Origin of the sequence: Microlunatus ginsengisoli (assembly GCF_039537205.1) — a bacterium.
GTDB classification, from domain to species: Bacteria; Actinomycetota; Actinomycetes; order Propionibacteriales; family Propionibacteriaceae; genus Microlunatus; species Microlunatus ginsengisoli.
In genome coordinates this window covers 15,369-37,035 of record NZ_BAABAB010000056.1, presented here as the reverse complement: position 1 = coordinate 37,035, position 21,667 = coordinate 15,369, and the positions used below count along the sequence as shown (strand labels likewise).

At 68.1% G+C, this 21,667-nt stretch carries 19 protein-coding genes; 7 read left to right on the top strand and 12 right to left on the bottom strand.

The features are described 5' to 3' along the window. Positions 1-28 precede the first annotated feature (28 nt). A complete protein-coding gene (locus ABD747_RS25865; RefSeq protein ID WP_344810039.1) occupies positions 29-922 on the top strand; it encodes an aminoglycoside phosphotransferase family protein in 894 nt (297 codons plus the stop codon). Positions 923-970: 48 nt separating this feature from the next. On the opposite strand, the gene ABD747_RS25860 is transcribed toward ABD747_RS25865, so the two are convergent. Continuing rightward, complete coding sequence (locus ABD747_RS25860; RefSeq protein WP_344810038.1) at positions 971-1,258, bottom strand: hypothetical protein; 288 nt, start codon at positions 1,256-1,258, stop codon at positions 971-973. A gap of 548 nt (positions 1,259-1,806) precedes the next feature. Here ABD747_RS25860 and ABD747_RS25855 point away from each other — a divergent pair. Together ABD747_RS25855 and ABD747_RS25850 are read left to right on the top strand one after the other, a co-directional pair. Beyond that, complete coding sequence (locus tag ABD747_RS25855; protein ID WP_344810037.1) at positions 1,807-2,799, top strand: fatty acid desaturase family protein; 993 nt, start codon at positions 1,807-1,809, stop codon at positions 2,797-2,799. Positions 2,800-2,888: 89 nt separating this feature from the next. Continuing rightward, on the top strand, positions 2,889-3,695 hold the full coding sequence (locus ABD747_RS25850; protein WP_344810036.1) for an SDR family oxidoreductase: 807 nt from the start codon (positions 2,889-2,891) through the stop codon (positions 3,693-3,695). Between the two features lie 228 nt (positions 3,696-3,923). On the opposite strand, the gene ABD747_RS25845 is transcribed toward ABD747_RS25850, so the two are convergent. Continuing rightward, positions 3,924-4,121 carry a hypothetical protein gene (locus tag ABD747_RS25845; RefSeq protein ID WP_344810035.1) on the bottom strand — a complete coding sequence of 66 codons (198 nt, stop codon included), beginning with the start codon at positions 4,119-4,121 and terminating at the stop codon, positions 3,924-3,926. A gap of 119 nt (positions 4,122-4,240) precedes the next feature. Next, entirely contained in the window at positions 4,241-4,723 is a 483-nt protein-coding gene (locus ABD747_RS25840) for a hypothetical protein (protein WP_344810034.1), read from the bottom strand. Between the two features lie 263 nt (positions 4,724-4,986). Here ABD747_RS25840 and ABD747_RS25835 point away from each other — a divergent pair, with 263 nt between their 5' ends. The 3 genes from ABD747_RS25835 (at position 4,987) to ABD747_RS25825 (ending at position 8,427) form a co-directional block, all read left to right on the top strand. Further along, positions 4,987-6,018, top strand: a complete 1,032-nt coding sequence (locus ABD747_RS25835) for a YihY/virulence factor BrkB family protein (protein WP_344810033.1) — start codon at positions 4,987-4,989, stop codon at positions 6,016-6,018. 47 nt (positions 6,019-6,065) lie between these two features. After that, a complete protein-coding gene (locus ABD747_RS25830) occupies positions 6,066-6,650 on the top strand; it encodes a phosphoribosyltransferase family protein (protein WP_344810032.1) in 585 nt (194 codons plus the stop codon). Between the two features lie 538 nt (positions 6,651-7,188). Next, the gene (locus ABD747_RS25825) at positions 7,189-8,427 is read left to right on the top strand and encodes an alpha/beta hydrolase family protein (RefSeq protein WP_344810031.1); all 1,239 of its coding nucleotides are present in this window, start codon (positions 7,189-7,191) and stop codon (positions 8,425-8,427) included. Here ABD747_RS25825 and ABD747_RS25820 read toward each other — a convergent pair. The 7 genes from ABD747_RS25820 to ABD747_RS25790 all read right to left on the bottom strand — a co-directional run bounded on the left by ABD747_RS25820 (position 8,381) and on the right by ABD747_RS25790 (position 17,450). After that, positions 8,381-11,068, bottom strand: coding sequence for a LuxR C-terminal-related transcriptional regulator (locus tag ABD747_RS25820; protein ID WP_344810030.1), 2,688 nt, complete (start codon positions 11,066-11,068; stop codon positions 8,381-8,383). The two genes, ABD747_RS25825 and ABD747_RS25820, sit on opposite strands and share 47 nt — an antisense overlap. A 370-nt stretch (positions 11,069-11,438) precedes the next feature. Continuing rightward, a complete protein-coding gene (locus ABD747_RS25815) occupies positions 11,439-11,807 on the bottom strand; it encodes a nuclear transport factor 2 family protein (protein WP_344810029.1) in 369 nt (122 codons plus the stop codon). A gap of 166 nt (positions 11,808-11,973) precedes the next feature. Next, a complete protein-coding gene (locus tag ABD747_RS25810; protein ID WP_344810028.1) occupies positions 11,974-13,107 on the bottom strand; it encodes a hypothetical protein in 1,134 nt (377 codons plus the stop codon). 451 nt (positions 13,108-13,558) lie between these two features. Further along, positions 13,559-14,197, bottom strand: a complete 639-nt coding sequence (locus tag ABD747_RS25805; RefSeq protein WP_344810027.1) for a YdeI/OmpD-associated family protein — start codon at positions 14,195-14,197, stop codon at positions 13,559-13,561. A gap of 59 nt (positions 14,198-14,256) precedes the next feature. Continuing rightward, positions 14,257-15,285 (bottom strand): NADPH:quinone reductase, encoded by a 1,029-nt coding sequence (locus ABD747_RS25800; protein WP_344810026.1) that lies wholly within the window; start codon positions 15,283-15,285, stop codon positions 14,257-14,259. 282 nt (positions 15,286-15,567) lie between these two features. Next, the gene (locus ABD747_RS25795; RefSeq protein ID WP_344810121.1) at positions 15,568-16,218 is read right to left on the bottom strand and encodes a response regulator transcription factor; all 651 of its coding nucleotides are present in this window, start codon (positions 16,216-16,218) and stop codon (positions 15,568-15,570) included. 32 nt (positions 16,219-16,250) lie between these two features. After that, complete coding sequence (locus ABD747_RS25790; RefSeq protein WP_344810025.1) at positions 16,251-17,450, bottom strand: sensor histidine kinase; 1,200 nt, start codon at positions 17,448-17,450, stop codon at positions 16,251-16,253. 363 nt (positions 17,451-17,813) lie between these two features. Between ABD747_RS25790 and ABD747_RS25785 the strand changes: the two genes are divergently transcribed. Next, positions 17,814-19,388: an Ig-like domain repeat protein gene (locus ABD747_RS25785; RefSeq protein WP_344810024.1), complete on the top strand. Its 1,575-nt coding sequence runs from the start codon at positions 17,814-17,816 to the stop codon at positions 19,386-19,388. Between the two features lie 294 nt (positions 19,389-19,682). Here the strand turns inward: ABD747_RS25785 and ABD747_RS25780 are convergent, their stop codons facing one another. Both ABD747_RS25780 and ABD747_RS25775 read right to left on the bottom strand, forming a co-directional pair. After that, positions 19,683-20,216 carry an AAA family ATPase gene (locus ABD747_RS25780; RefSeq protein ID WP_344810023.1) on the bottom strand — a complete coding sequence of 178 codons (534 nt, stop codon included), beginning with the start codon at positions 20,214-20,216 and terminating at the stop codon, positions 19,683-19,685. Positions 20,217-20,506: 290 nt separating this feature from the next. After that, entirely contained in the window at positions 20,507-21,220 is a 714-nt protein-coding gene (locus ABD747_RS25775) for a hypothetical protein (protein WP_344810022.1), read from the bottom strand. Positions 21,221-21,667: the final 447 nt, after the last annotated feature.

Sequence of the window (21,667 nt, the reverse complement as noted above, 5' to 3'; positions counted from 1 at the left end):
TTTTCCACGCCACCCTGCAAGGAGGCACGTGATACTCGATGTCCCGGACGAGGTCCGCAACAAGGTGATCGCCGATGGAAACGCCACGTGGCTCGATGAGTTGCCGTCGGTGGTGGAGTCTCTCGCCGGGGACTGGTCACTCACGATCGGCGACACCCTGCGCGGCGGCCACGCGGCGCTGGTCGTCGACGCCACCCTCGCCGACGAGACGGCCGCCGTACTCAAGGTAGGCGTACCGGGGACCCGACGCGATCTGACCTTCGAGGCCACCGCGCTCCGACTCGCCGACGGCGCCGGCAGCGCCAGGCTGTTGCGCGACGACCTCGACCGCAGTGCTCTCCTGCTCGAAAGACTCGGGCCGGCCATGTACGACGTCGTGCCTGATCCTGCGACGCGGCACGACCTGCTGTGTGACGTCGCTGCCCGGTTCTGGCGCCCGGTCAGTCCGCTGGTCGACCTGCCGACGGGCGCAGACCGAGCAGGCGAGTACTGCGACCTGCTGCCCCGACTATGGGAGGAGACGGGTCGGGCGTGCTCGGAGGCAACCGTCGACGACGCCCTGGTCTGCGCCCGGCGTCGCCGCCGCGCCCACAACGAGCGGCACGCGGTGCTCGTGCACGGCGATGTCCACGACCTGAACGCGCTGCGGGCCGCCGACGGCACCTTCAAACTGGTCGACCCCGGCGGTCTGCGCGCCGAACGTGCCTACGATCTCGGCACGATCATCCGATGCAACCCCGACAGCGGCGACGACCTGCGAGCCAGGGCGGAGAGGCTGGCCGCCCGCACCGGTGTCGATGCCACCGCCATCTGGGAATGGGGAACGATCCACCGCGTGGTCGGCGGCCTTTACAGCCGGAAGATCGGGTTCCAGCCATTCGGTGATCTGTTGCTCGCCCAGGCAGATCACCTGACGCAATGAATCGAGGCACGGTCGACGGTGGTGGAGCTGGCTGGAGCGAAGCGAGTTCTACGCCCGGGCGTAGCGGCGCCGACCGGTCACGCCTCCACCGACCCAGTGACCGACGTCGAAGATGAAGCCGAGGACCACGAAGATCCAGCCCCAGCCGCTCAACCCCCCGAGGATCGGGTTGAACGCCAGCACATAGAACAGGGTCGCGTACGGGAAGAGGAGCAGCCCGAGCAGCGGGATGACGAACCCGTTGAAGGCGCGGTCGACGAGGTTCGTGAAGATCCATACCAGAGCGAGCGCGATTCTCGGGGCGAACCCGGCAAGCAACGCGAGGAGACACCCCATGAGCGGGCCCTTTCCGTCGGGCCTTCGTGGTGGCCCGGTCGACTCGATTGTGACAGCGTCACGGGGCTGCCCGCCTCACCCGTCTTGGGCGACCCTCGTCGCCAGAGGTCGGTTGGTTCCCGCCCTCGGCCGCTGGGTAACCGGGTGCCGATGATCGTTCCGTCTCGCCCGCGAACCTGAAGCCCACTCCGACCGAAAGGGATGTGGTGCATGACTGAATCCCTCGGGATCGGGCCGACCGGTCCCCGTGACGGCAAGAGGATGCGCCAGCGACCGAACAACGGCCGGCCGGGGTTTCGGCAGCTCGCCGACGGGTACGAGGGAGGTTCATCCAGCAAGAAAACGCACCGTCGAACGCCATGGCTGAGGTAGCCCATCGCCTGCCGCATCATCCCTGGGCGCAGACCCGAGCACCGGATCCCGACGACCTCCGCCAGGCCGCCGCCAGCCGGCACCCTCCGTAGAACGGAAAGGCGACAATGAGCAATTCAGGGCCCCCACGGGTTGGGCACGCAGTGACCCAGAGTTACACCAGTCTGGCTCGCACCGTGCGCAGTCTCGGACTGCAGGAACGGACCCGCTGGTTCTACGGACTGCTCTTCGGTGGCCTGGTGCTGGCCATCGGCGGCACGGTCACCGGCTTCCTGCTGCTCGAGGACTCCTGGCTGCAATTGCTGCTTGCGGGCGCCATGGGCGTCATCCTCACCCAACTCGCCTTCCTAGGTCATGAGGCCTCCCATCGGCAAGTGATGGCCTCGGGTCCGGCCAACGATCGCGTCGGCTGGGTGCTCGCGGTTGTCTTCGTCGGGATCAGCTACTCGTGGTGGATGAACAAGCACACCCGGCACCACGGCAACCCGAACAAGGTGGGCAAGGACCCCGACATCGTGAGCGATGCGTTCTCCTTCGTCGAGCAGGACGCCGTGGGAAGGCCGCGGATGCCGGCCTGGGTCACGCGTCGGCAGGGTAGATTCTTCTTTCCACTGATGCTCTTGGAGGGCCTCAACCTGCACGTCCAGTCGGTGCGCAGCCTGTGGGTGAACAGGCGCAACCCTGGCCGGTCACTCGAGTTGGCCGTGCTCTCGATCCGCTTCGTCGCGTACGTCGCAGCCGTGCTCTGGCTGCTCCCGCTGGGCATGGGACTTGCGTTCATCGGCGTACAGCTCGCTGTCTTCGGCCTCTACATGGGCGCCTCGTTCGCCCCGAACCACATCGGGATGCCCATCGTGGAGCGCGACGTGAAGCTCGACTTCTTCACCAAGCAGGTCTGCACGTCTCGCAACGTGACCGGCGGATGGTGGGCGACCGTGATCATGGGCGGCCTCAACTACCAGATCGAGCACCACCTGTTCCCGAGCATGCCGCGGCCGCACCTCGCGGCCGCGCGCCGCCTGGTCCGAGAGCACTGCAGAACCCTGGATGTGCCTTACACCGAGACCAATCTGATCGCCGCCTGGGAGATCGTCGTCCGGCATCTCAACCGGGTCGGTCTGGCCGCCGGTCGCGGCTTCCAGTGCCCCGTCGCCACCGGCCTCCGCTAGGCGGCGATCGGCCGGCGCCCGCCATGGGCGCGCGCCTCGGAGCCGGCATGCCGGTTTCGTGACGTGGCCGCCGGGATATCACCGCGGGCATGACCTCGAGCGACTTCAGCCCGCGTACCGCGATCGTGACCGGATCGGACTCAGGCATCGGCCGAGCCACCGCCGTAGCCCTGGCGCGGGCCGGACTGGACGTCGGCGTCACTTGGCACAGCGACGAGCAAGGTGCTCAGGACACGGCGGGCGAGGTGCGCCGGGCGGGAAAGAATGCCGTGGTGGCACAGCTCGACACCACCGACCTGACCGCCGCCGGCGATGTGATCGACGGGATGATCGAGGCGCTGGGCGGCTGCGACGTGTTCGTCAACAACTCCGGAACCGGTGACAACAAGCCGTTGCTGGAGCTGTCCCTGGACGAGTGGCGGCACACGGTGGCGGCCGATCTCGACGGCGCATTCGTGTGCATCCAGCGGGCGGCGCGGCAGATGGTCGCGGCCGGAAACGGCGGTCGGATCATCGCCGTGACCAGCGTGCACGAGCACCAGCCACGGGTCGGGTCGAGCGCATACGACGCTGCGAAGCACGGACTGGGTGGACTGATCAAGACGGCCGCCCTCGAGCTCGGACGGCACGGGATCACCTGCAATGCCGTCGCTCCCGGAGAGATCGCCACACCGATGACCGGTCAGACCGATACCGACCCCACGCAGGAGAAGCGGCCCGGCGTGCCGCTCGGCCGGCCGGGCAATGCCTGGGAGATCGCCGATGTGATCGCCTTCCTGGCGTCCCCGCAATCGAGCTACGTGACCGGCAGCTCGTGGGCGGTCGACGGCGGCATGCTGCAGATGGGCCCGCAGGGTGGTTCGCACATCACGTCGGACGAGTGGCGCGACGGCTGATCATGCCCCCCTCGTCGCGACTGCCGTCGGGCTGAGCCGGTGACGCCGGTCGCGCCGTGGTTATCCGCCTCCCATGGCCGCGACTGCGATCTTCGACGCCGACGGCAGGCTGAGCCGGCTCGGCGTCGGCATCCTCGAGAAAGAGCCTGATTGCACTCGGCCCGGGGTATACGACGTGGGTGAGCATCGGTCGAGCGCAGCTCACTCCAGTCGAAACCCGCGTTCTGGCTAGAGGCCCAGCTTGCCGGCGATGCCGCCGGCCGCACCACCGAGGAGATCGTTGATGTCGATGCCGAATCTCTGCAGCAGGTCGGCGTGCTGATCGGTGTCCACGTGGTCCGGCAGCTCGCTCTGGGCCTGCTGTGCCTGGTCATTCTTGCCCTGGTTGCGAAGAAGATCGAGGATCTGTTGCTTGTCGATGTTCATGGCGAACTCCTACCCACGACGCCGTGCGTCCACGCACCAAGCGGACATCGGTGACCGGCGCCACGTGACGCGTGCGCCGGCCGGGCCATCACTCGCGACCTCGCCGGCAAGAGCCCCGACTAGCCGGCCACGGTCAGGATCTCGCCGGCCACGGTTGCGTGGATGAGACGGAGCTCTGCCAGCTGATCGTCCGCACGACTGATCAACTCCGCCACCTGACGATCCTCCGATGCCGGCAGCGATGCTGCCGCGAGCGCGTACCAACCGGCCCGCTTCGCGCTGACGGCGTCGATCAGCGCCTCGATCTCGACGAGATCGCTGAGGGGTGCCCGGCGGACGATGCGCCCGTTCGGCTTCAGCCGACCCACCCGCTCCCCCACCTTCAGGACGACTTCGAGCAGCGGGTTGGACCCTACCTGCACGGCGCGCATGATCTCGCGCAGTCGCTGCCGGTCCTCCTGAATGGCGACACACAGCTTATGGAGGACGGGTCCATGCGGTCGCTTGCGCTGGTGGTGAGCCGCTCGCCGGCACAGGTCGATGCCGGCTCCGGCCGCAGCCTCATGGTTTTGCAGATAGATTCCGAGCGCCGACTCCGTCATAGGAGGCCCGTATCCTCCTGGCGGAACGGGAAACCTCGAATCTCGATCGATCCAGCTGCGCTGGTGAGCCGTGGCGGGATCGGCGTACGCCCTGCCGCTCGTCGGGGCTGTGCCGGGAACCAGCACGGTCGCGCCTCCCGATCGCGCCATCGTTTCCCGATCATCCCCGCGAAACCGCGGACAGGCCCGATCAGCACCCTGAGTTTACGCAGTAAACTACCTGCAGTTCCGACAGTCGATCCCGAGATTCGAGTGTGGTGGTCATGAGTTCTGCAGTACGCGATACCGATCGTCCCGACTACACCGACGTCCCCGGCGGCGACGCAGATCGACCCAGCCAGATTCCTCGACGAGGCTGGTTCCAGATCGCCAAGCGGGGATGGGCAGAGGCCAAGGCGGATCAGGTGCCCTTGCTCGCGGCCGGCCTCGCCTACTACGCGTTCCTGGCCATCTTCCCGGCGATCATCGCCGCGGTGTCGCTGTACGGGCTGTTCGCCGACCCGACCCAGATCGTCGGGCAGCTGTCGCAGGTCTTGCAGGGAATTCCGGCCGAGGCCCGGGACCTGATCATCGATCAGCTCCGCAACCAGAGCTCGCGCCGGGTGGGCTTGGGGATCGGCGCCGTGGTCTCGATCGTGATCGCACTCTGGTCGGCGTCCGGCGGGGTCGGGCAGCTGCTGACCGCGGTCAACGTCGCCTATGACGAGGAGGAGAAGCGTTCCTTCGTGGCCAAGCGCGGACTCGCCCTGCTCGTCACTCTGGGCGCCATCGTCTTCATGGTCATCGTGTTCGGACTCGTCGCGGTCCTCCCGGCCGTTCTCGCCCGGCTGGACCTGGGCCCGCTGAGCTGGCTGCTCCAGATCGTGCGCTGGGTGCTGATCGCCGCGGTCGTGTCCGTGGCCCTGGCGGTGATCTATCGGATCGGACCCGACCGCGACGCACCGAAGATCCGCTGGCTGTCGGTCGGAGCGGCGCTCGCCACCGTGCTCTGGCTGATCGCCTCCATCGGCTTCGCGATCTACGTGGCCAGCTTCGGCAGTTATGCCAAGACGTACGGCGCCGTGGCCGGCATCGTGGTCATGCTGTTCTGGCTGTGGATCACGTCGTACGCGATCCTGCTCGGCGCCGAAGTCAACGCCGAGGCCGAGCAGCAGACCGTCCGCGACAGCACGCGCGGCCCGGCGCGGCCGCTCGGTGAGCGCGGTGCCGTCAAGGCCGACTCGGTCCCCGACGAGGATTCCGACGATGGTGCGCCGAGCGACAGCCGTACGACTGCGGGCCGCCGTGACGGCTGATTCGACGATCGAAACCCACTGAGCGACGTTCCCGGCAGACTGTTGCCGTGGGCACCAAGGATCGAGGACCGCGACCAAGAGCTGATCCGGACGCGCAGCTGCTGAGCGATCTGCGTGCGGCGTTCCGCTGGCTGTCCGACCGGACCGACGACCGCTACGCCGCGGAGCCAACCGGATGGTGGGCCGATGCCAGCATCCTGCGCCGGCTCGGACCAGCCCTGGCCGAGCCGAGCCGTGGGTCCGTCATCTCGCATGTCGTCGGACCCGAGTCGCGGGGCGGTCTGCTCGGAGCTCTGGTCGCGCTCGAACTCGACGTCGGTCTGGTCGAGCTCCGCAAGGACCCTGAACCTTCCACCGACAGCGACCGCTGGCTCACCGCGCGGACGCCACCGGACTATCAGGACCGCAATCTCAGGCTGGGCCTGCGCCGTGACTTGCTGCCGTCGGGATCACGTGTCCTGTTCGTCGACGACTGGATCGACACCGGTGGTCAAGCCGTCGCAGCTCGCAAGATCGTTGAATCAGCTGGGGCAACCTGGTGCGGCGCGTCGGTAATCGTCGATGCCCTGACCGACGCTCGGCTAAGACGACATCTTGCCGTCAACTCGATCTTCCGCGAGCGGGATCTGTGAGCGTGCCGTAGGAGGGTCGCCTTGCGGTACCGGGATCGTGGAGATCGCAGCGCCATTCATCCCATACGCACGACGCCTTGCGGGCCCCGCCGTGGATCGCGATGCCATCTCTCCAGCGGTCACCCGATGCCCAGCCGGCCTCCATCGAGAAGCTGGCCCTGCAGCTCGACGATCGAACGCTCGATGGCGCTCAGGACGCGCTCGCAGGCGGACGATCCCTGCGTCCCGCATAGCGACCCAGCCAGACCCTGGTCATTGTGACCAGGGCCCGTTGTCGACAGAGGCCCCAGGCTGGACCTTGCCGGCGCCCCATCAATCCTCGGCGGGTGGAATGACGGCAGGAGTGGAGTGGGGATGTCGGAGAGGAAGAGGACACGAGCGCGTACGTCTGGGTTGCAACAACCACCGGTGAGCTCGGAGTCGTCGACCACGCCGCCTGGATTTATCGCAGCGGCTGGCTCTCCAGCCTGGCAAGGCCTGACACGTCCGCCGAGTAGCGGCGGGCACGACCACGAGAAGACACGAAGAGAGTGAGACGATGATCATCGACGCGAACCACGGGAGCCGTCTGCTGGACAAGGGCTTCTTCAGTGACGAGAGCCTGGACTTCGCTACCCGGGGAGTGCTGGGTCGCGCTGTGCACGGTGCCAGTGAGCTCGGAGAGGTGCTGGCCACGATCGGTCGCATTCGACACAACTCGGACTGGGCGCCCCAGTGGGCGCTGACGGCGCAGACGGTGCAGCGTGAGGCGGACGCTGACAGGAGTGGCGGTCATCTCGTCAGCGCGGCTTCAGGTTATCTACGGGCCGCTACCTACTGGGCCTGCGTCGTCGACGGGGTGTCTACCAGCACTGACGCGGAGGCTGAGCTGCTGGCCACCTTCCGGTCGCACCGGCAGGCCTGGGACGCCTTCGTCGACTGCTCGCAGGGAGCGCACCTGCGGGTCGAGGTCTCCTACGAGGACCGCTCGCTGCCCGGCTACCTGCTCCGCCCCGACGCGAGCGGCATTGCCCGCTCAACCGTGATCATCACCAACGGCAGCGACGGGGCCGTCAGCGACCTGTGGACACCAGGCGCCGGCGCTCTGAGCCGGGGCTGGAATGCGTTCGTCTACGACGGCCCCGGGCAGCAGTCGATGCTGTTCGAGCAGCACACACACTTCCGGCCGGACTGGGAGGCGGTCCTGACACCGGTGGTCGACACCCTCAGCGCCCGCGACGACGTCGACCCCGAGCGCCTCACCGGATGGGGCGTCAGCCAAGCCGGCTACTGGCTCACCCGCGCCCTCGCTTTCGAGCACCGGCTGGTCGCCGCTGTCGTCGATCCCGGTGTGGTGGACGTCTCCGCCAGCTGGACCCGGCACCTCAGCGCCGCCATGGTGCGGATGCTGCACGACGGCAGCCGCGACCGGTTCGACCGGGACATGCGCCTGGCGACCAAGGTCCCCAGCCTCGGGCGCACGTTGGCGTGGCGCAGCCGACCCTACGATCACACTGACTGGTACGACCTCTACCGCACGGTCATGGACTACCGCGTCGATGCCGAGCTCGCCGCCCGGATCCGCACCCCGATGTTGATCACCGATCCTGATCATGAGCAGTTCTGGCCCGGTCAGTCCCAGCAGCTCGCCCAGCTGGTGCCCCATGCCGAGACGGTCTCGTTCAGCGCGTCGGAGGGCGCTGATCATCACTGCCAGCCACTTGGTCGCCAGCTCACCGAGAACCGGGCCTTCAACTGGCTCGAAGAGCGGCTGGATTCGCCAGCACATACGCGGTGAGGTCGTGCCGCGAGCGGACCCCGAACTTGGCGTACAGATTCGAGAGGTGAAAGGCCACCGCGCTCCTGGTGACGAACAGCTGGCCTGCGATCTGTTGGTAGCTCAAGCCCTTGGTGAGCAGTGCCAGGACGGCACGTTCGCGTTCGGTCAGCGCCGGGAGGTACACCGACGCGGACGCCGGCGATGACGTCAGCTCCGGCCCGCACGGGGCCACGAGCCGAGTGAGGCGCTCCTCGTACGGCGACGCGCCGAGCGCCTGGTAGATCTGCAACGCCTGGCGCCGAGCCTGTTGCGCCTCGGACGGACTCGACGGGAGCAGTGCCTCACCCAGATCCGCCCACATGTGGGCCCGATACAGCGGAAGCTCTTGCTGGTGGTCGTCAGCGGCCGACCGCAGCAGGTCGATGGCTTCGGCGCCGGGAGTCCTCGACGCCAGCAGGCCGCGCAGCCACAGCGTCAGCGCCCGGTGGGAGCGGGACGGCTGGAGCGCACGCTCCATCAGGTCGGCGCAGGCATGCGCGACGCCTGGACGGCCCGACCAGTGGGCGAGCAGACCGGCGTGCAGCACGATCGACCCGTCGGCGGCGGAGACGACCTCCAACATCTGGGCCAGATCGTGGTAGTCGGCGGCCAGCGTCGCGACTTCGGCCGGTTGCCGGCCGGCCGCGTGGACGCGGGCGACCCGCGCCACCATCACCTGGAGCCGGCCCTCCGGCCAGGGTGCCCGCCGGACCGCCGCAGCTGCCTCTCTCAGCTGGGTGTCCGCGTCGTCGAACCGACCCCAGGCCGAGTTCAGCAGCGCGCCGCCGATGTCGGGACTCCAGTGCTTCGAGGGACTGTTGTCGGAGAGACCCTGAGCGACGCCGGCCGATCCCCAGTCCCCGGCGTACCACTGCGCCAAGGCGAGCTGGGACTGCAGCGGAGACGCATCGCGCCGGCCGATCGCCCGGTCGATCATCGCCTCCAGATCGCCGGCGGCCTCGCGCACCTGCAGCGAGTGCACCCGGTAGACGGCACGCCACCCGAGCAGGCCCAGCATCGGTTCGGGGACGTCCATCGGGTTGGCGGGCAGCTGCGCCAAGGTCGTCGGGATGGCGCCACCGTCACCGTCCAGCCGCGCGGCCACGAAGCCCCGCGTCGGCGACTCCATCGTCGCAAGGGCCGGGTCGCGCACCTCGGTCCGGTCGAGCGCTTCCAGGGCCTCGACGACGCGCGCCGTGCTCTGGCCTCCCACCAGCCTGGTGTAGGCGGTCAGCAGGTGGATGCGATAGCGCGTGATGGGCGCCGCCCGTTGCAGGGCGTCGTCGTCGAGATGGTCCAGTCGTCGGGTGGCGGCCACGATGTCGCCGTCCCGGACCAGGTGCAGAGCGGCCACGCTGGCCGCGGCGGCATCCTGAGGGCCGGACGGGTCGATCATCGGGTCGGCGTTGCCGGCGTGAGCCGACAGCACGTCGCTCCACCGGCTCTCCAGATCCAGCGCGCGCCGCGCCGCAGGTTCCTGCGTCAGGTCCCGAGCCACTCGAAAGTAGTGTGCGGACTGGCGGTGGGCCCCCTGCGCATACAGCGTCGCAGCATGCCGCGACGCCTCGTGGGCGAGTACGTCGTCGTAACCGTCGGCCGCGGCCACCCGGTGGTCGAGCGCCTCGGCGCCCGAGCGGACCGACGCCGCCCGCCGGTGGAGCTGGCGGCGAGGTGGCAACGGCATCAGCTGGCGGACGGCGGCCCCGACCAGTGCGTGCGCGGGCCGTACCGACAGGTGACCGGACAGTCGTACGTGCACGAGATCAGCGTCGACGAGCTCCTGCAGCGCCTCGAAGGGTGCCGCCTGGTCGGCGACCACAGCGACGTCGGGAACCGCCGACCAGCTCGCGCTCAGCACCACGGTCGCCCCGAGGATGTCGCCCGCTCGGGTCGAGAGCCTGGCGAGCTTGCGGGCCACGGCGGCCGTGAACGCTCGGGGCGCCGGCAGCTCTCCCTGCAGGCCGTCGAGCTCGTCGCTGTCGAACTCATCCAGGAGCGACGAGAGATAGAGCGGGTTGCCGCCGGTGTGCCGCCACAACTCGACGGCCGCGGCGGCGCCGATGTGCGGATGCGTCGAGCAGACCAGCCGGGTGGCGTCCTCGACCGTCAGCCCCTGGAGCCGCACCCGGCGCTGCCGCGAGCGCGGTCGGACCAGGTCCTCGACATCAGGCGAGCCCGGGGACGGCGTCCGCCGACCCAGCGCCACCAGCAGCGGTGTCCCGACCAACCGCCGGACCAGAGACCGCAGGGCAGCGACCGACTCCGGATCGGCCCACTGCACGTCGTCCAGCAGCCACAGCACGGGCTGGTCGGCCCCGATCCGGTCGAGCGCCCAAATCAGCTCACTGGTGGCCCGTGCTGTGGCGTCGTCGCCGAGCGTCCCGTCGCCGATATCGATGCCCCAGTCGTGCAGCACGCCGTACGGAATCGGCACGGCACTGCTTTCGACACCGTCCGAGGTCGCGACCACGAAACCGACTGCCCGGTCGACCAGTTCGTCGAGCAGACTCGACTTCCCCATGCCGGCGTCGCCCTCCACCAGGAGCACCGTCGGGACCCCGGCACGCGCAGCATCGAGAGCGTCGTCGACGACCGCCAGCTGGTCAGCTGTCCAGTACATCTAGACGTCCTACCCTTTCCCGCCGGCGGCGCCGGCCACAACCGCAGCATGATCAAGAACGGCTCAATCGACGGCAATCAGCCACCTGAGGGCAAGGTTGAGGGCCGAACGTGATCGTCCTCCGAGGTGCCGTCTTTCAGCTGCGCCGGTGAAGATCATGCTATCGATGCAGCAGATCTGAATTGCTCCCCGATCCGTGGGATGCTGAGACGCCGAACTCCCCTGCTGGCCCGGACTCGCTCGGTGAAGCCGAGCCTGTCGGAGCTCCCCGTCGGTCTCGCATGGCGCTACGACAGGAAGATCGGGAACGCGGCGCGGGGATCGTGCTGCAGACGTGCCGGTGGATGCCGCATCCCGCCCTCGCATCCAATCAGAACTGTTCCTGGTCGTAGGTCTTGAAGGCCTCGAGCGAGGACCAGTCGGGCCAAGTCAGCTCCCAGAGCCGATAGATCTTGCCGTCGAGCAGCGAGGCGATCAGCACGACCTCCAGGCGCTTCGGCTCCTCCCCGGGTCGGCTGGTCGTGATCCACAACCGTCCGGCGACCTGGTCCTCGGTGCTGACCCAGGCGTCCTCGTCGTACTCGACCGCGTACGCGATCGGGGTGGCGTAGACGGTCGCGTGGCCGCGGGCGAAGGCTTCGTAGCCCTGGGTCATGCCGTTGGTCGTGAGCTCGAAGTCGGGATGGTAGTAGCGCTCGATCATGTTCGGGTTCTTGACGATGACCATGTGGTCGAACATCTCGACCAGCAGATCCTTCGCCGTAGTCCTGGGGGCACAGTCGGTGATGGTGAGGCTCCTGTCGGGGTCTTGGTGAGGGTGAGGGTCAGGCGAAGGTCGCGATCCGAAGACGATGCGTTCGAGAACCGCTGACCGATCCGGCGAGGATCGGTCAGCGGTCTGCCTCCTACTTGACGGTCTTGGGGTGCTCGGGGGCGGCCACGGTAACGGTGTTGTTGTTGACGCCGGGCGCCGCGGGGAAGTCGTTGGTCTGGTCGCCGGTGTAGTTGGACGCCGACTTGTAGACCATCGCGCCGTGGGGGTCAGGGTAGTCGAAGGTCGATCCTTTGAAGTGGAGGCTGGTGTTGCCGGCGGTGACGGTGAAGTCTCCGCTGGAGTGGATCAGGGGTGCCTCGCCCCAGATGACTCCGGTGCTGTCGCCGGGGATGTTGATGCTGTAGGAGGTCCCGAAGTTCTGCGAGGTAGTGACCGAATAGCCGACGCTGGTCGTGACCCCGACCGTGACGGCATCCATGAGCTGGACTTCGCTGGAGTACGTCGTGTCCCAGCTGTTGGTGGTGCTCTGTTCGTACCCTTGCTCGGTCGACACACTGCTGCTGTCTCCACCGGCGGGGTTGGCGTTGTACGCCGAGGCGAGCACGACCGGATCGGCGCGCGTATCGGTCGTGGTGACGTCGTCGTAGCTGCAGTTCTTGCTCAAGCACTGCTGCTTGAGAATCGAGGACACCTCGTCCTGGGTCCAACCGTTCTGGCCCGGAGTAATGTCCACATCGGTGTCGCCGCTACCCTTCATGTCGGTCACAGTGACGTCCTGGAACGTACCGGGATCAAAGGTGGTGTTGACCGTCCAGCTAGACGGATTGATCACATTGTTGTTGGTGTCGTACTGCGTGATCGTCGATTTGCCCAGCGTCCCTGCGTCGAAGTGGAAGTCGATCGAGCCGGTGGTCGTGCCTTCGGCGTTGACCACGGAATACCAGGCGTCGCCGCTGGAGTGACCGCCAGGGCCGGGATAGTGCAGTTGGAAGTTGACCTTGTCGAACGGATACACGGTCGACTGGCTGGTGGGCGGAGCCGGCAGCTTCCCGGTCACCTTCTGAAACACCAAGCGTTGCCCGCTCTCGTTGAGCACGTTGTAGCCGAGCGTGGAGCCGACCGGCTGCTGCTTTGCTGGACTGCTCTGCTGATCGACGGGCAGGACGGAGTCTGACAGGTTTGCCGAGCAGCCGGTCGCGCCGGCGAGCAGGCCGAGGGTGGCAACGGCAGCAAGGGTGACGCCGATTCGGTTGGTGCGAGACATGGTGGTGCGCTTTCTGCGTGTGTGACAGGACACCCGGTTGGTGCCCTTCTGAGGTGGTCCGGCCTCGGCGGAAACTTGTGCGGCGAGCCCGACAACGCAAGCGTGGCGAACTTCGCACCCGGAGTGACTGGCCAAAGTGGACAGGTTTGTCCGACACACCACCGTCGAGTAGCCGGCTCTCGCAGCGGGGCGGGCAGCGCCGTGCAACCTGGGCAGCCCTGCAGATCATCAGCAGCCAGAAGGATGTCACCTACGGACCTGACAACCCGCTACTGGATGGTCGTCGTGCGCCTCCGTTTCGGCGGCCTGGTGGGGTCAGACCTGAACTGCGAGAACGGCCCAAACGGCTGGGCGTACTGGCTCCAACGCAGCTGACCAGACGGCGCCGGGCGAATCGCCGACCACGGCAACGGCTCGCGGCGTGCGTCCGGATCGGCGCCGTCACGCTCGGTCATGGAGACCCCGCTTCCCCGTGCCGACGCCCGGGCGTGCCCATCCGGGGGTGACCCGCCTTCTGCGGGTAGAGCGTCTCACCGCGCCCCAGCATCGCCACCATCTCGGTGATCTTGCGGGCCCGGCTCTCGGCTCGCTTCATGCTCTCGACGCGATGGATCAACGCGAACCGGTTGGCGCTCGTGAGCACATCGAACATCGCCTGCGCGTCCGGCTCCGCCGCGATCGCCGCGGCCAGGTCGTCCGGCGGCCGCCGGGTCGCCGGACCGGCGTACGCCGCGGCCCACCGCCCGTCGGCGCGCGCGGCCTCGACCGCGGCGCGCCCGGCGTCAGTCATCCGGCCCTGATCCTCGAGCATCGCCACGAGGTCGACGTTTCGCTGTGACCAGCTGCCCTTGGGCCGGCGCGGGGTGATCCGCACGGTGTAGCTGACCTCGTCGCGCTTGCCGGCCTGGCCGTCGATCCAGCCGAAGCAGAGCAACTCCTCGACTGCGCCCGGCCACGTGAGCGTGGTGTCCGAGCCGCCCTTCTTGGTCAGCACCAGCCGGGCACCCGACGATGTTGCGTGGTGCTCTTCGAGCCACGCCCGCAACGCGGCTGAGTCGGTCACCAGCAGTTCGGGCAGCGGCGTCACCATGGATCCGACGCTAGCCGCGACCGCCGACACCTCCATCGATCACCCGGTCTCGGACTCGATCAGTCGGAGTTGACGTCGATCAAGACCTTGCCTATAGCCCCATCCTCGACTGCCTGATGGGCGGCGCCGGTGTCGACCAGCGCAAACCGGTGCAGCGGCAGTCCGGCACCCTCACCGACCGGCAGCACCCCGTCCCGCAGCGCCGCGGTGATGTCGGCCACCGCGTCGGAGAGGGCCAGGTCGCCGACCGTGTACAGCAGGACGAACTGCCAGCGCAGGTTCTTGACCATGCTCGCTCGTACATCCAGGGCTAGCTTGGCACCGCCGTCGTTGGCATAGCTGGCGATCGAGGTGCGTGACCGAGCCACGGCCTGGTCGAGTTCGGCGTTGGCGCCGACGGCGACCTCGACGATCAGGTCGACCCCGTCCGGGGCGAGTTCAGCAATCGCAGCAGCGGCGTCCTGCTCGCGGTAGTTGACCACGTGGTGGGCTCCGGCTGCGGTGGCCAGGTCGGCCTTGGCCGGCCCCGAGATCGTGCTGATCACGGTTGCCCCGGCCCAGCGAGCCAGCTGGATGGCCGCGTGACCGACCGCACCGGCACCCCCGGAGACGAGGACGACTTGACCGTCGAGGGCACCGGGTTGCAGGCGGCGCGGGCCATCCTCGGCCACGGTCAGCGCCCGATGGGCGGTCATAGCCGGCACTCCGAGGCTGGCGCCGACGTCGAAGCTGATCCCGTCGGGCAGCCGGACTACCCGCTCCGCCGGCAGGGTGGTGTACTCCTGCGCGGTGCCCGTTGGTCGCTGATGGCCGGACAGATAAGTCCAGACCCGGTCGCCGACGGCTAGGTCGGTCACGCCGTCACCCACGGCGTCGACCACGCCGGCGCCGTCCTGGTTGGGCGTGACCTCGGCGAAGGGCAGCGCCTCGCCTGGGCCGGAGCCGCGACGGGACTTCCAGTCGGTCGGGTTGACCCCGGACACGATGACGCGGACGCGAACCTCGCCCGGCCCCGGTGGGGTGGGCTCACGGTCGACCAGCTGTAGAACGGACGGGGCACCGGTCTCGGTGTAGATGATGGACTTCATGAAGGCGACAACCTCGGACCCGCTCCGCTGATTCCTCCTGTCTCAGCGGAGCCGGCTGACCAGCCTCCACACGCCGGCCGCCATGGATCAAGCAGGGAGATCGGTGCCACCGCGACTCGCACGACCGACGACTACTGCGTGCTTCCCGCACAACAGTGGGCCCTTGTGATACTCGGGTCGGTTCGTCCGTTAGACGTCGGTCATGCGGAGCACTCATCGCTGCTCTCCGTCGATCGGAACTGGCCTCGCCACTCTCCACGTCAGCGCACGAGGTGGGCGTCCTCAGGGCGTCGCTCGACCGCTGCGGTATGCGTACACGACGAGAGCGGCCCGATCACGGCAGCCGGTCTTGAGGAGCAGGTGGTTCACATGTGTCTTCACCGTGGCTTCGGAAATGACGAGGCGCTGCGCGATCTCTGCATTGGTGCGACCGTCGGCGATCTCGACCAGGATCTCCGTCTCGCGGGCGGTCAACCCGTCCTCGATGTCGCCAGGCGGACTCGTGGGAACACCGTTACGCGCGCCGGTCGCGAGCAGGTCGAGCAGACGACGCTGGACCCGCGGTTCCAGGTGGGCCTCCCCGCTGGCCACGGTGACGACGGCGTCCCGGATCTCCTCGGGGGTTGCGTCCTTGGTCAGGTAGCCGCGGGCCCCGGCGTCGATGGCCCGGTACACCCAGTCATCGTCTAGATAGGTGGTCAGCACGACCACGCGGCACGGCGGGTTTCCCGCGGCCAGCCGGCGCGTCGCCTCGACCCCATTCATCGCCGGCATGTCCAGATCCATCAGCACGACGTCCGGACGTACAGCAGTCGCTTGCCGCACCGCGTCGCGGCCGTCTATCGCGGTTCCGATCACCGAGACGCCGTCCAGTAGCCCCAATATCAGCGCAAGGCCGTCACGGATGATCTTCTGGTCGTCCGCGATCAACACCGTGACCGGCCGTGGTCGGTCCGGGAATGTACTCATGACGTCCGCACGGAGTCGGCCGCAGCGGCTCGAACCGGCACCGTCAGCCGGACCCGCCAGCCACTCCCGCACGGACCGGTCTCGAATTGACCGCCAACCCGGGCACACCGATCCGCCAGGCCGCGCAACCCCCAACCACTTGGTGGCAAGCCGGCCGGCTGGCCGTCGCCGCCGCTGTCGACGACCTCGACAGATACCGCGCCGCTCGACCAGGACGCGGTCACCCGTACCGACGGGTGGCGCCCCGCGTGACGTGTGACGTTGGTCAGACTCTCCTGGACGGCCCGATAGATCGTCAGTCCCACCTCAGGCGAGACCGGAACGGGCGTCCCCTCGACGACGTAGCTGATCTGGATGTCGCCGGCCCGACGTGCACTGTCGATCAACGCGTCGAGGTTCTCGGGACCGGGCAACGCGCCCTCACCGCGAAGCGCCTCGATGGCCCGCTGCGCATTGACCAGGCCCTCGCGGGCGGTGGCCTGAGCCAATCCGACCTGCTTCGTCAGTGCAGGATCGGCTCCGGTCCGATCGGCCAGCAACGCCGCGCCGGCCAGCTGGAGGGACAGGCCAGACAGCGTGTGGGCGAGGACATCGTGGAGCTCTCGGGCCAGGTGACTTCGCTCGCCGAGGACGACGGCGCGTTCGCGCGCCTCCTGCGCCGCCTCCTGCTCGCGGAGCAGTGCAGCCGCCAACGCATGGGCGTCCTGGCTGGCTCGGGCGAACGTGGCTGTCGCGAACACGAAGCCAACGCCGATGCAGATGTTCAGGACAGAACTGAGCGGATGATGCGAGGTGAGCAGCTCGGCCACGACCGATGCCGCCGCAGGCACGCCGGCGGCAGGGGCACTGATGCGGAGCGGGTAACGTCCGGCGATCGCCGCGATCGCCATGAACACGACGATGTAGCCCGGCCCTTCGGGATTCAGATAGTCGAGTCCTGCACCGAGGACGCCGATCGCCACCAGCATGCCGACGGCCGGTCTGGCGTCGGGTAAGAACTGGACCACGGTCCAGAGCGAGATCACGACGGCTGTCACAGCCACGGTGGCCACCCGCATGCCGGCGTCGAGCGTGTGGAGTGAAAAGAATGTGCTCACGACCACGACGCCAGCCACCGCCCAGGTGAGCAGGGCCAGCACCCAATCGAGCCGGCGCGGCTGCCGGGCTCTGTCCGGGCTGTCCTCACGTATGCGCATGCCGTCACATCCCCTGGCGCGGACTTTAGAAAAGTATGCCCAGAAACGTCGCGGGCAAACCCTCGGACCGGTACATCGGGATGATCGACGCTGCTGGCGGGTCGGCGTCGTGGTGCGGCGCGCCTCCACCCAGGGGTGGAGGCGGACTGGGGTCAGATCAACTTCTCGATGGAAGCCGGTGGGCCAGGTACGTCCATACCGTGAGCGGAGCGCAATGCAGACGCCCACCTACCGAATGAGGTCACGATGGCACACGGATCATGGCAGACCCCGCTAGCGTCAGCTCGCGCTGGTGCGCTGAGAGCAGACCGGAAGGGTCGCCCACGTCGACGAGCGGCCGGTTTGCTCGCCGCAGCTTCCCTGGTGGCCACCAGCATCCAGCTGCTGGCGCCGAGCCCTGCGTTCGCGATCGTGACTCCCACCGGCTGCAGCCGCACCGGTGACAAGACCGTCTGCGAATACCGTGCTCGACGGGTGGACCAGATCCCGAACGGGGTGCAGAACTTCGTCGTACCCGACGGAGTTGCCTACCTCGACCTGACGCTCGACGGCGCAGGCGGCGGGACTGGTGGCCGGGCCCTCGATGCGATCCCCACGTCCGGCGGCATCGGCGGAGCCGGGCGTGAGGTCAGTGGGACCCTTCGGGTGCGACCGGGCGATGTCGTCCGGGTCCAGATCGGCGAGTACGGCGGCAAGGCGGACCGGGGCATGCCGCTCGACGATGACACCTGCACCCAGGACAAGCCGTTCTACATCGGTCGCGGCGGGGACAGCACGCCGGGCTACGGCGGGGCGGGCGCCGCCGGGTACGGGGGCGGATATGGCGGAAAGGGTGCCATCTGTGCGGGCGGGGGTGGCGGCGGCGGCGCAGCGTCCGTCCTTTCGCTCAACGCCCCGCTGTCGCAGCCGACGGTGGTCGCCGGCGGCGGTGGCGGCGGCGGCGGCGAGGGCCGGGTCGATGGCGAGACCGGCGGTGCCGGCGGACCGAACAACATCACCGGCCTGGCCGGTGCACCGGGAGCCGGGATCAGTGGGGGGGCCGGCGGACGACCGTCAGGTGGGTCGCCCAGGGGAGCCGACTCCGCCGACGGCGCCGGTCAGGGCGGTGGCGGTGGTGGCGGTGGCGGTTATCCCGCCAGCGGCAACGGCGGTCAGGGCGGCGACCACAGCGGAGGCGCCGGCGGGGGTGGCGCAGCCGGAGACAGCTACGATGGCGGGCCCGCCAACGTGGCCGGCGGACCGGGCACCCACCTGCTGTTCCCCTCCATGACGACATCGCCCAACGGAGCCGGAGCCGACGGGCTCCTGACGATCCGCTATGCCACGCCCACCGTGCAGTTCCTCGTCGATGCGCTGCCGAGTACGACGTATGGCGCCGAGCTCACGTACTCGGCAGCGGTCCAGTCGGCGTCGGGGGTGAGCGTCCCAACGGGCACGCTCACGGTCAGCGCGGCCGGGACGGTCCTGTGCCAGGCGCGTCTCGGCAAAGACCCGGACCACGACGCGCAGTCACTGGGCGCCTGCACCTCGGCCAAGACGCCACCCGGGGACAGCACCGTAACTCTCAGCTACAGCGGGGACGACGCCTTCCTGCCCGGCCAGCGGGCGGTTGCCGTCCGCGTCGATCCGGCACCCACCCGGACCAAGGCTTACGCCTCCGCCTCGGTGGTCAAGGTCGGTCAGCGCGTGGTGTATGCGGCGACCGTGCGGAACCTGCAAGGGCGACCCGAGGTCAGCGGCACTGTCACCTTCACCACCGAGACTGGCGTCACGCTCTGCAGCGCTCAGGTCATCGCACTCGGTGCGGCCTGCACCACCACGGCCACGCCCGTCGGTGCGCACCGGGTCACCGCCACATTCAAACCCGGCGGGCCGACCTCGAACGGCTATTACTACTCCGCACCGTCCAGCGGCTCGGTAGCCATCACAGTCAAGTGAACCCAGGAAACGGTACCCGCCAGTTGCTGCAGACGGCTCAGCGCACCCACAACCCAGGTCGTTGGGTAACACCTTCGTCGTGGCTGAACGCGACCTGGTCGTCCAGTTCGTCACCCGCTTGGTCGACGGCCGGATCTCCGAGCGGTCAACTCGGTGCGCTGCCGGCTTAGGCCCAAGCGGCCGCGTAGTCAGGGCCACCGATCCAGCCAGCAGCAAGCGGACAGCCGCTCTCGCTGGACGGTCCTTCCGGCGGCGGCGTCCGCACGACCGACCCTTGTGGTGCTCGACCGTCTGCTACGGATCAACTGTGCCGCGATGAATCACGTAGTGATCGACGGCAGCGAGTTCAGCTGCCGACGGAGGTTGGAACAGCGACCACGCCCATCGGAGCTCCTCGTACGTCATCGGATAGGCATCAGGCGCCCGGCTTTCGTTGCGCCTCTGTAACCGCGACCACAAGATGTCGAGCGGAACATCGAACACGTGGAAGGCGATCCGCGCGCCGCGGAAGCGAGCGTCGCCGAACTTCTGAGCCCGTTCCTCACCACGCCACAGGCCGTCCTCCAAGATCACGTCCGTGCCATGGCGAAGAAGATCAAGCGTGTGCCGGTAGAGCACGACCTGCAAACGGGCGTGGAAGTCGGCGTCTGCGTGCGGGTGGCCGATCGCGGCCTGCCAATCATCCGTGGAGATCCGCAGTCCAGCCCCGTCTGCCTCCAGCCGCCTCGCGAGTGTCGTCTTGCCGGCCCCCGGCAGGCCACAGAACAACGTCAGCGTCGGCGTACGAGCCACTTTGATCGTTCCGGCGCTGGAGTCGCTGCTGCTCACCGTCGGAGCCTTGCACAGATCCCGGTCGCGGTTATTGGTCCACCTCCTCCCAAGGAAGCAGCCCAGCCAAGGTGGCAAGACGGAGGGACAGTGCGTGCGTCCCGCAAGCCGGTCCCCCTCACGGCCACGGCGGCTGTCCGGTGGACCGACCTCCATCCACAGGTGTCCGCGGCTGAGGACGCTGTCGCCGTCACGCACGGCGGACTGGGTGGACCACCACGGTCGGCACCATGTCATGGGCTGCGATGATCGGGCCAGTGCTAGCCATCGCCCTGCCACGCACTGGCTGGCTAGGCGCAGCCGAGGTGTTGGGTAGTTTTCGGCCATAGAGCCACATCGGCTGGGTCGGTGCCCACGTAGGCGCAGCGACGATCCGGGGAGAACCACAGCCGCTCGGCTCCATGGCGATACGGCGACGCCACGGCATCCTGGGGCAGCGTGATGTGCGGCTTGTAGGGCTCGTCGAAGAAGTTGTGAAACTGCGACGCGTTTGCGGCGTACTGCACCGGTACGTCTCCCATCGGTCTGCCTTCGCCGATCTCCAGAAATCGGGCACCCTCGACACAGACCGCACCTTCGTGAGAGTTGATCACGTGGATCGGCTGCCGCTGGCCAGAGCTGTCGGTCCACACCTGCCAGCCGCTGGCCTCGGCTCGTTCATCGGGGAACTCGGCGATGTCGCAGCGAGCGTAGGACTCAAGCCACCATGCCAGGCCGTCCTCACCCACTCCAGTTCCCTTCGTGGCCGGTCCGTGGCGGAAGATCGCTGCCTGATAGTTCCGGCCCCCACGCTGATACACATACAGACGCCGGTCCGGCTCGTCCTTGGCCACTACGAGGTCATCGACGACACCATCGAACTGGCTCTCCTTCACCGCCAAACGAAGAGCTTCGTCGGCGCTATCGCCGACCTCACCGTTGTTGTACGGGCTCGGGTTAGTCCTGCCGAGGGCACCGAAGTGGCAGTCGACTACCTGACCGGCCGCCCCAGGATCTGCGTCCATCGGAACACCAGGAGTTGGTGCAGTCCACAACGGACCCGTGTAGGGGACCGACAGGGGCTCAGCCTCGAGCTGACGAGAGGCACACCCAGCAGCACCCGATCCCGTGGCCAGGATGCAGGCGATCACCCACGCCGCTGTTGCCCGTCGCCCCATCCGGCAAGTCTGACGAGGCTCGCGACGTTCGTCCACAACTCCTCCGACAGCGAGAGCAACGCCAGCTCGACACGTCGACCTACCAGGCCCAGCGCGGGTGGTCGGCCGGATCTCCACTTGAGGATCCACTTACGGCGACGGCGCGTCCGCTGGACCGACGATCACGCCGCACCTGTAGAGCAACTGCGTGCCTCCCGCGCTGCCGATCCCTTGCGGGATGCGCCAGTTTCAGATCAGATACTGAGCCGGGGGCGTGACCTATCGAGTCGGCCATGACGGCGCCGCGCCGCGGTA

What these genes read in the sequence shown, in the direction of transcription:
- ABD747_RS25860 (WP_344810038.1), bottom strand. Translation starts at nt 1,258, where the DNA reads ATGGGGTGTCTCCTCGCGTTGCTTGCCGGGTTCGCCCCGAGAATCGCG.
- ABD747_RS25850 (WP_344810036.1), top strand. Translation starts at nt 2,889, where the DNA reads ATGACCTCGAGCGACTTCAGCCCGCGTACCGCGATCGTGACCGGATCG.
- ABD747_RS25845 (WP_344810035.1), bottom strand. Translation starts at nt 4,121, where the DNA reads ATGAACATCGACAAGCAACAGATCCTCGATCTTCTTCGCAACCAGGGC.
- ABD747_RS25840 (WP_344810034.1), bottom strand. Translation starts at nt 4,723, where the DNA reads ATGACGGAGTCGGCGCTCGGAATCTATCTGCAAAACCATGAGGCTGCG.
- ABD747_RS25835 (WP_344810033.1), top strand. Translation starts at nt 4,987, where the DNA reads ATGAGTTCTGCAGTACGCGATACCGATCGTCCCGACTACACCGACGTC.
- ABD747_RS25825 (WP_344810031.1), top strand. Translation starts at nt 7,189, where the DNA reads ATGATCATCGACGCGAACCACGGGAGCCGTCTGCTGGACAAGGGCTTC.
- ABD747_RS25820 (WP_344810030.1), bottom strand. Translation starts at nt 11,068, where the DNA reads ATGTACTGGACAGCTGACCAGCTGGCGGTCGTCGACGACGCTCTCGAT.
- ABD747_RS25815 (WP_344810029.1), bottom strand. Translation starts at nt 11,807, where the DNA reads ATGTTCGACCACATGGTCATCGTCAAGAACCCGAACATGATCGAGCGC.
- ABD747_RS25810 (WP_344810028.1), bottom strand. Translation starts at nt 13,107, where the DNA reads ATGTCTCGCACCAACCGAATCGGCGTCACCCTTGCTGCCGTTGCCACC.
- ABD747_RS25805 (WP_344810027.1), bottom strand. Translation starts at nt 14,197, where the DNA reads ATGGTGACGCCGCTGCCCGAACTGCTGGTGACCGACTCAGCCGCGTTG.
- ABD747_RS25800 (WP_344810026.1), bottom strand. Translation starts at nt 15,285, where the DNA reads ATGAAGTCCATCATCTACACCGAGACCGGTGCCCCGTCCGTTCTACAG.
- ABD747_RS25790 (WP_344810025.1), bottom strand. Translation starts at nt 17,450, where the DNA reads ATGCGCATACGTGAGGACAGCCCGGACAGAGCCCGGCAGCCGCGCCGG.
- ABD747_RS25775 (WP_344810022.1), bottom strand. Translation starts at nt 21,220, where the DNA reads ATGGACGCAGATCCTGGGGCGGCCGGTCAGGTAGTCGACTGCCACTTC.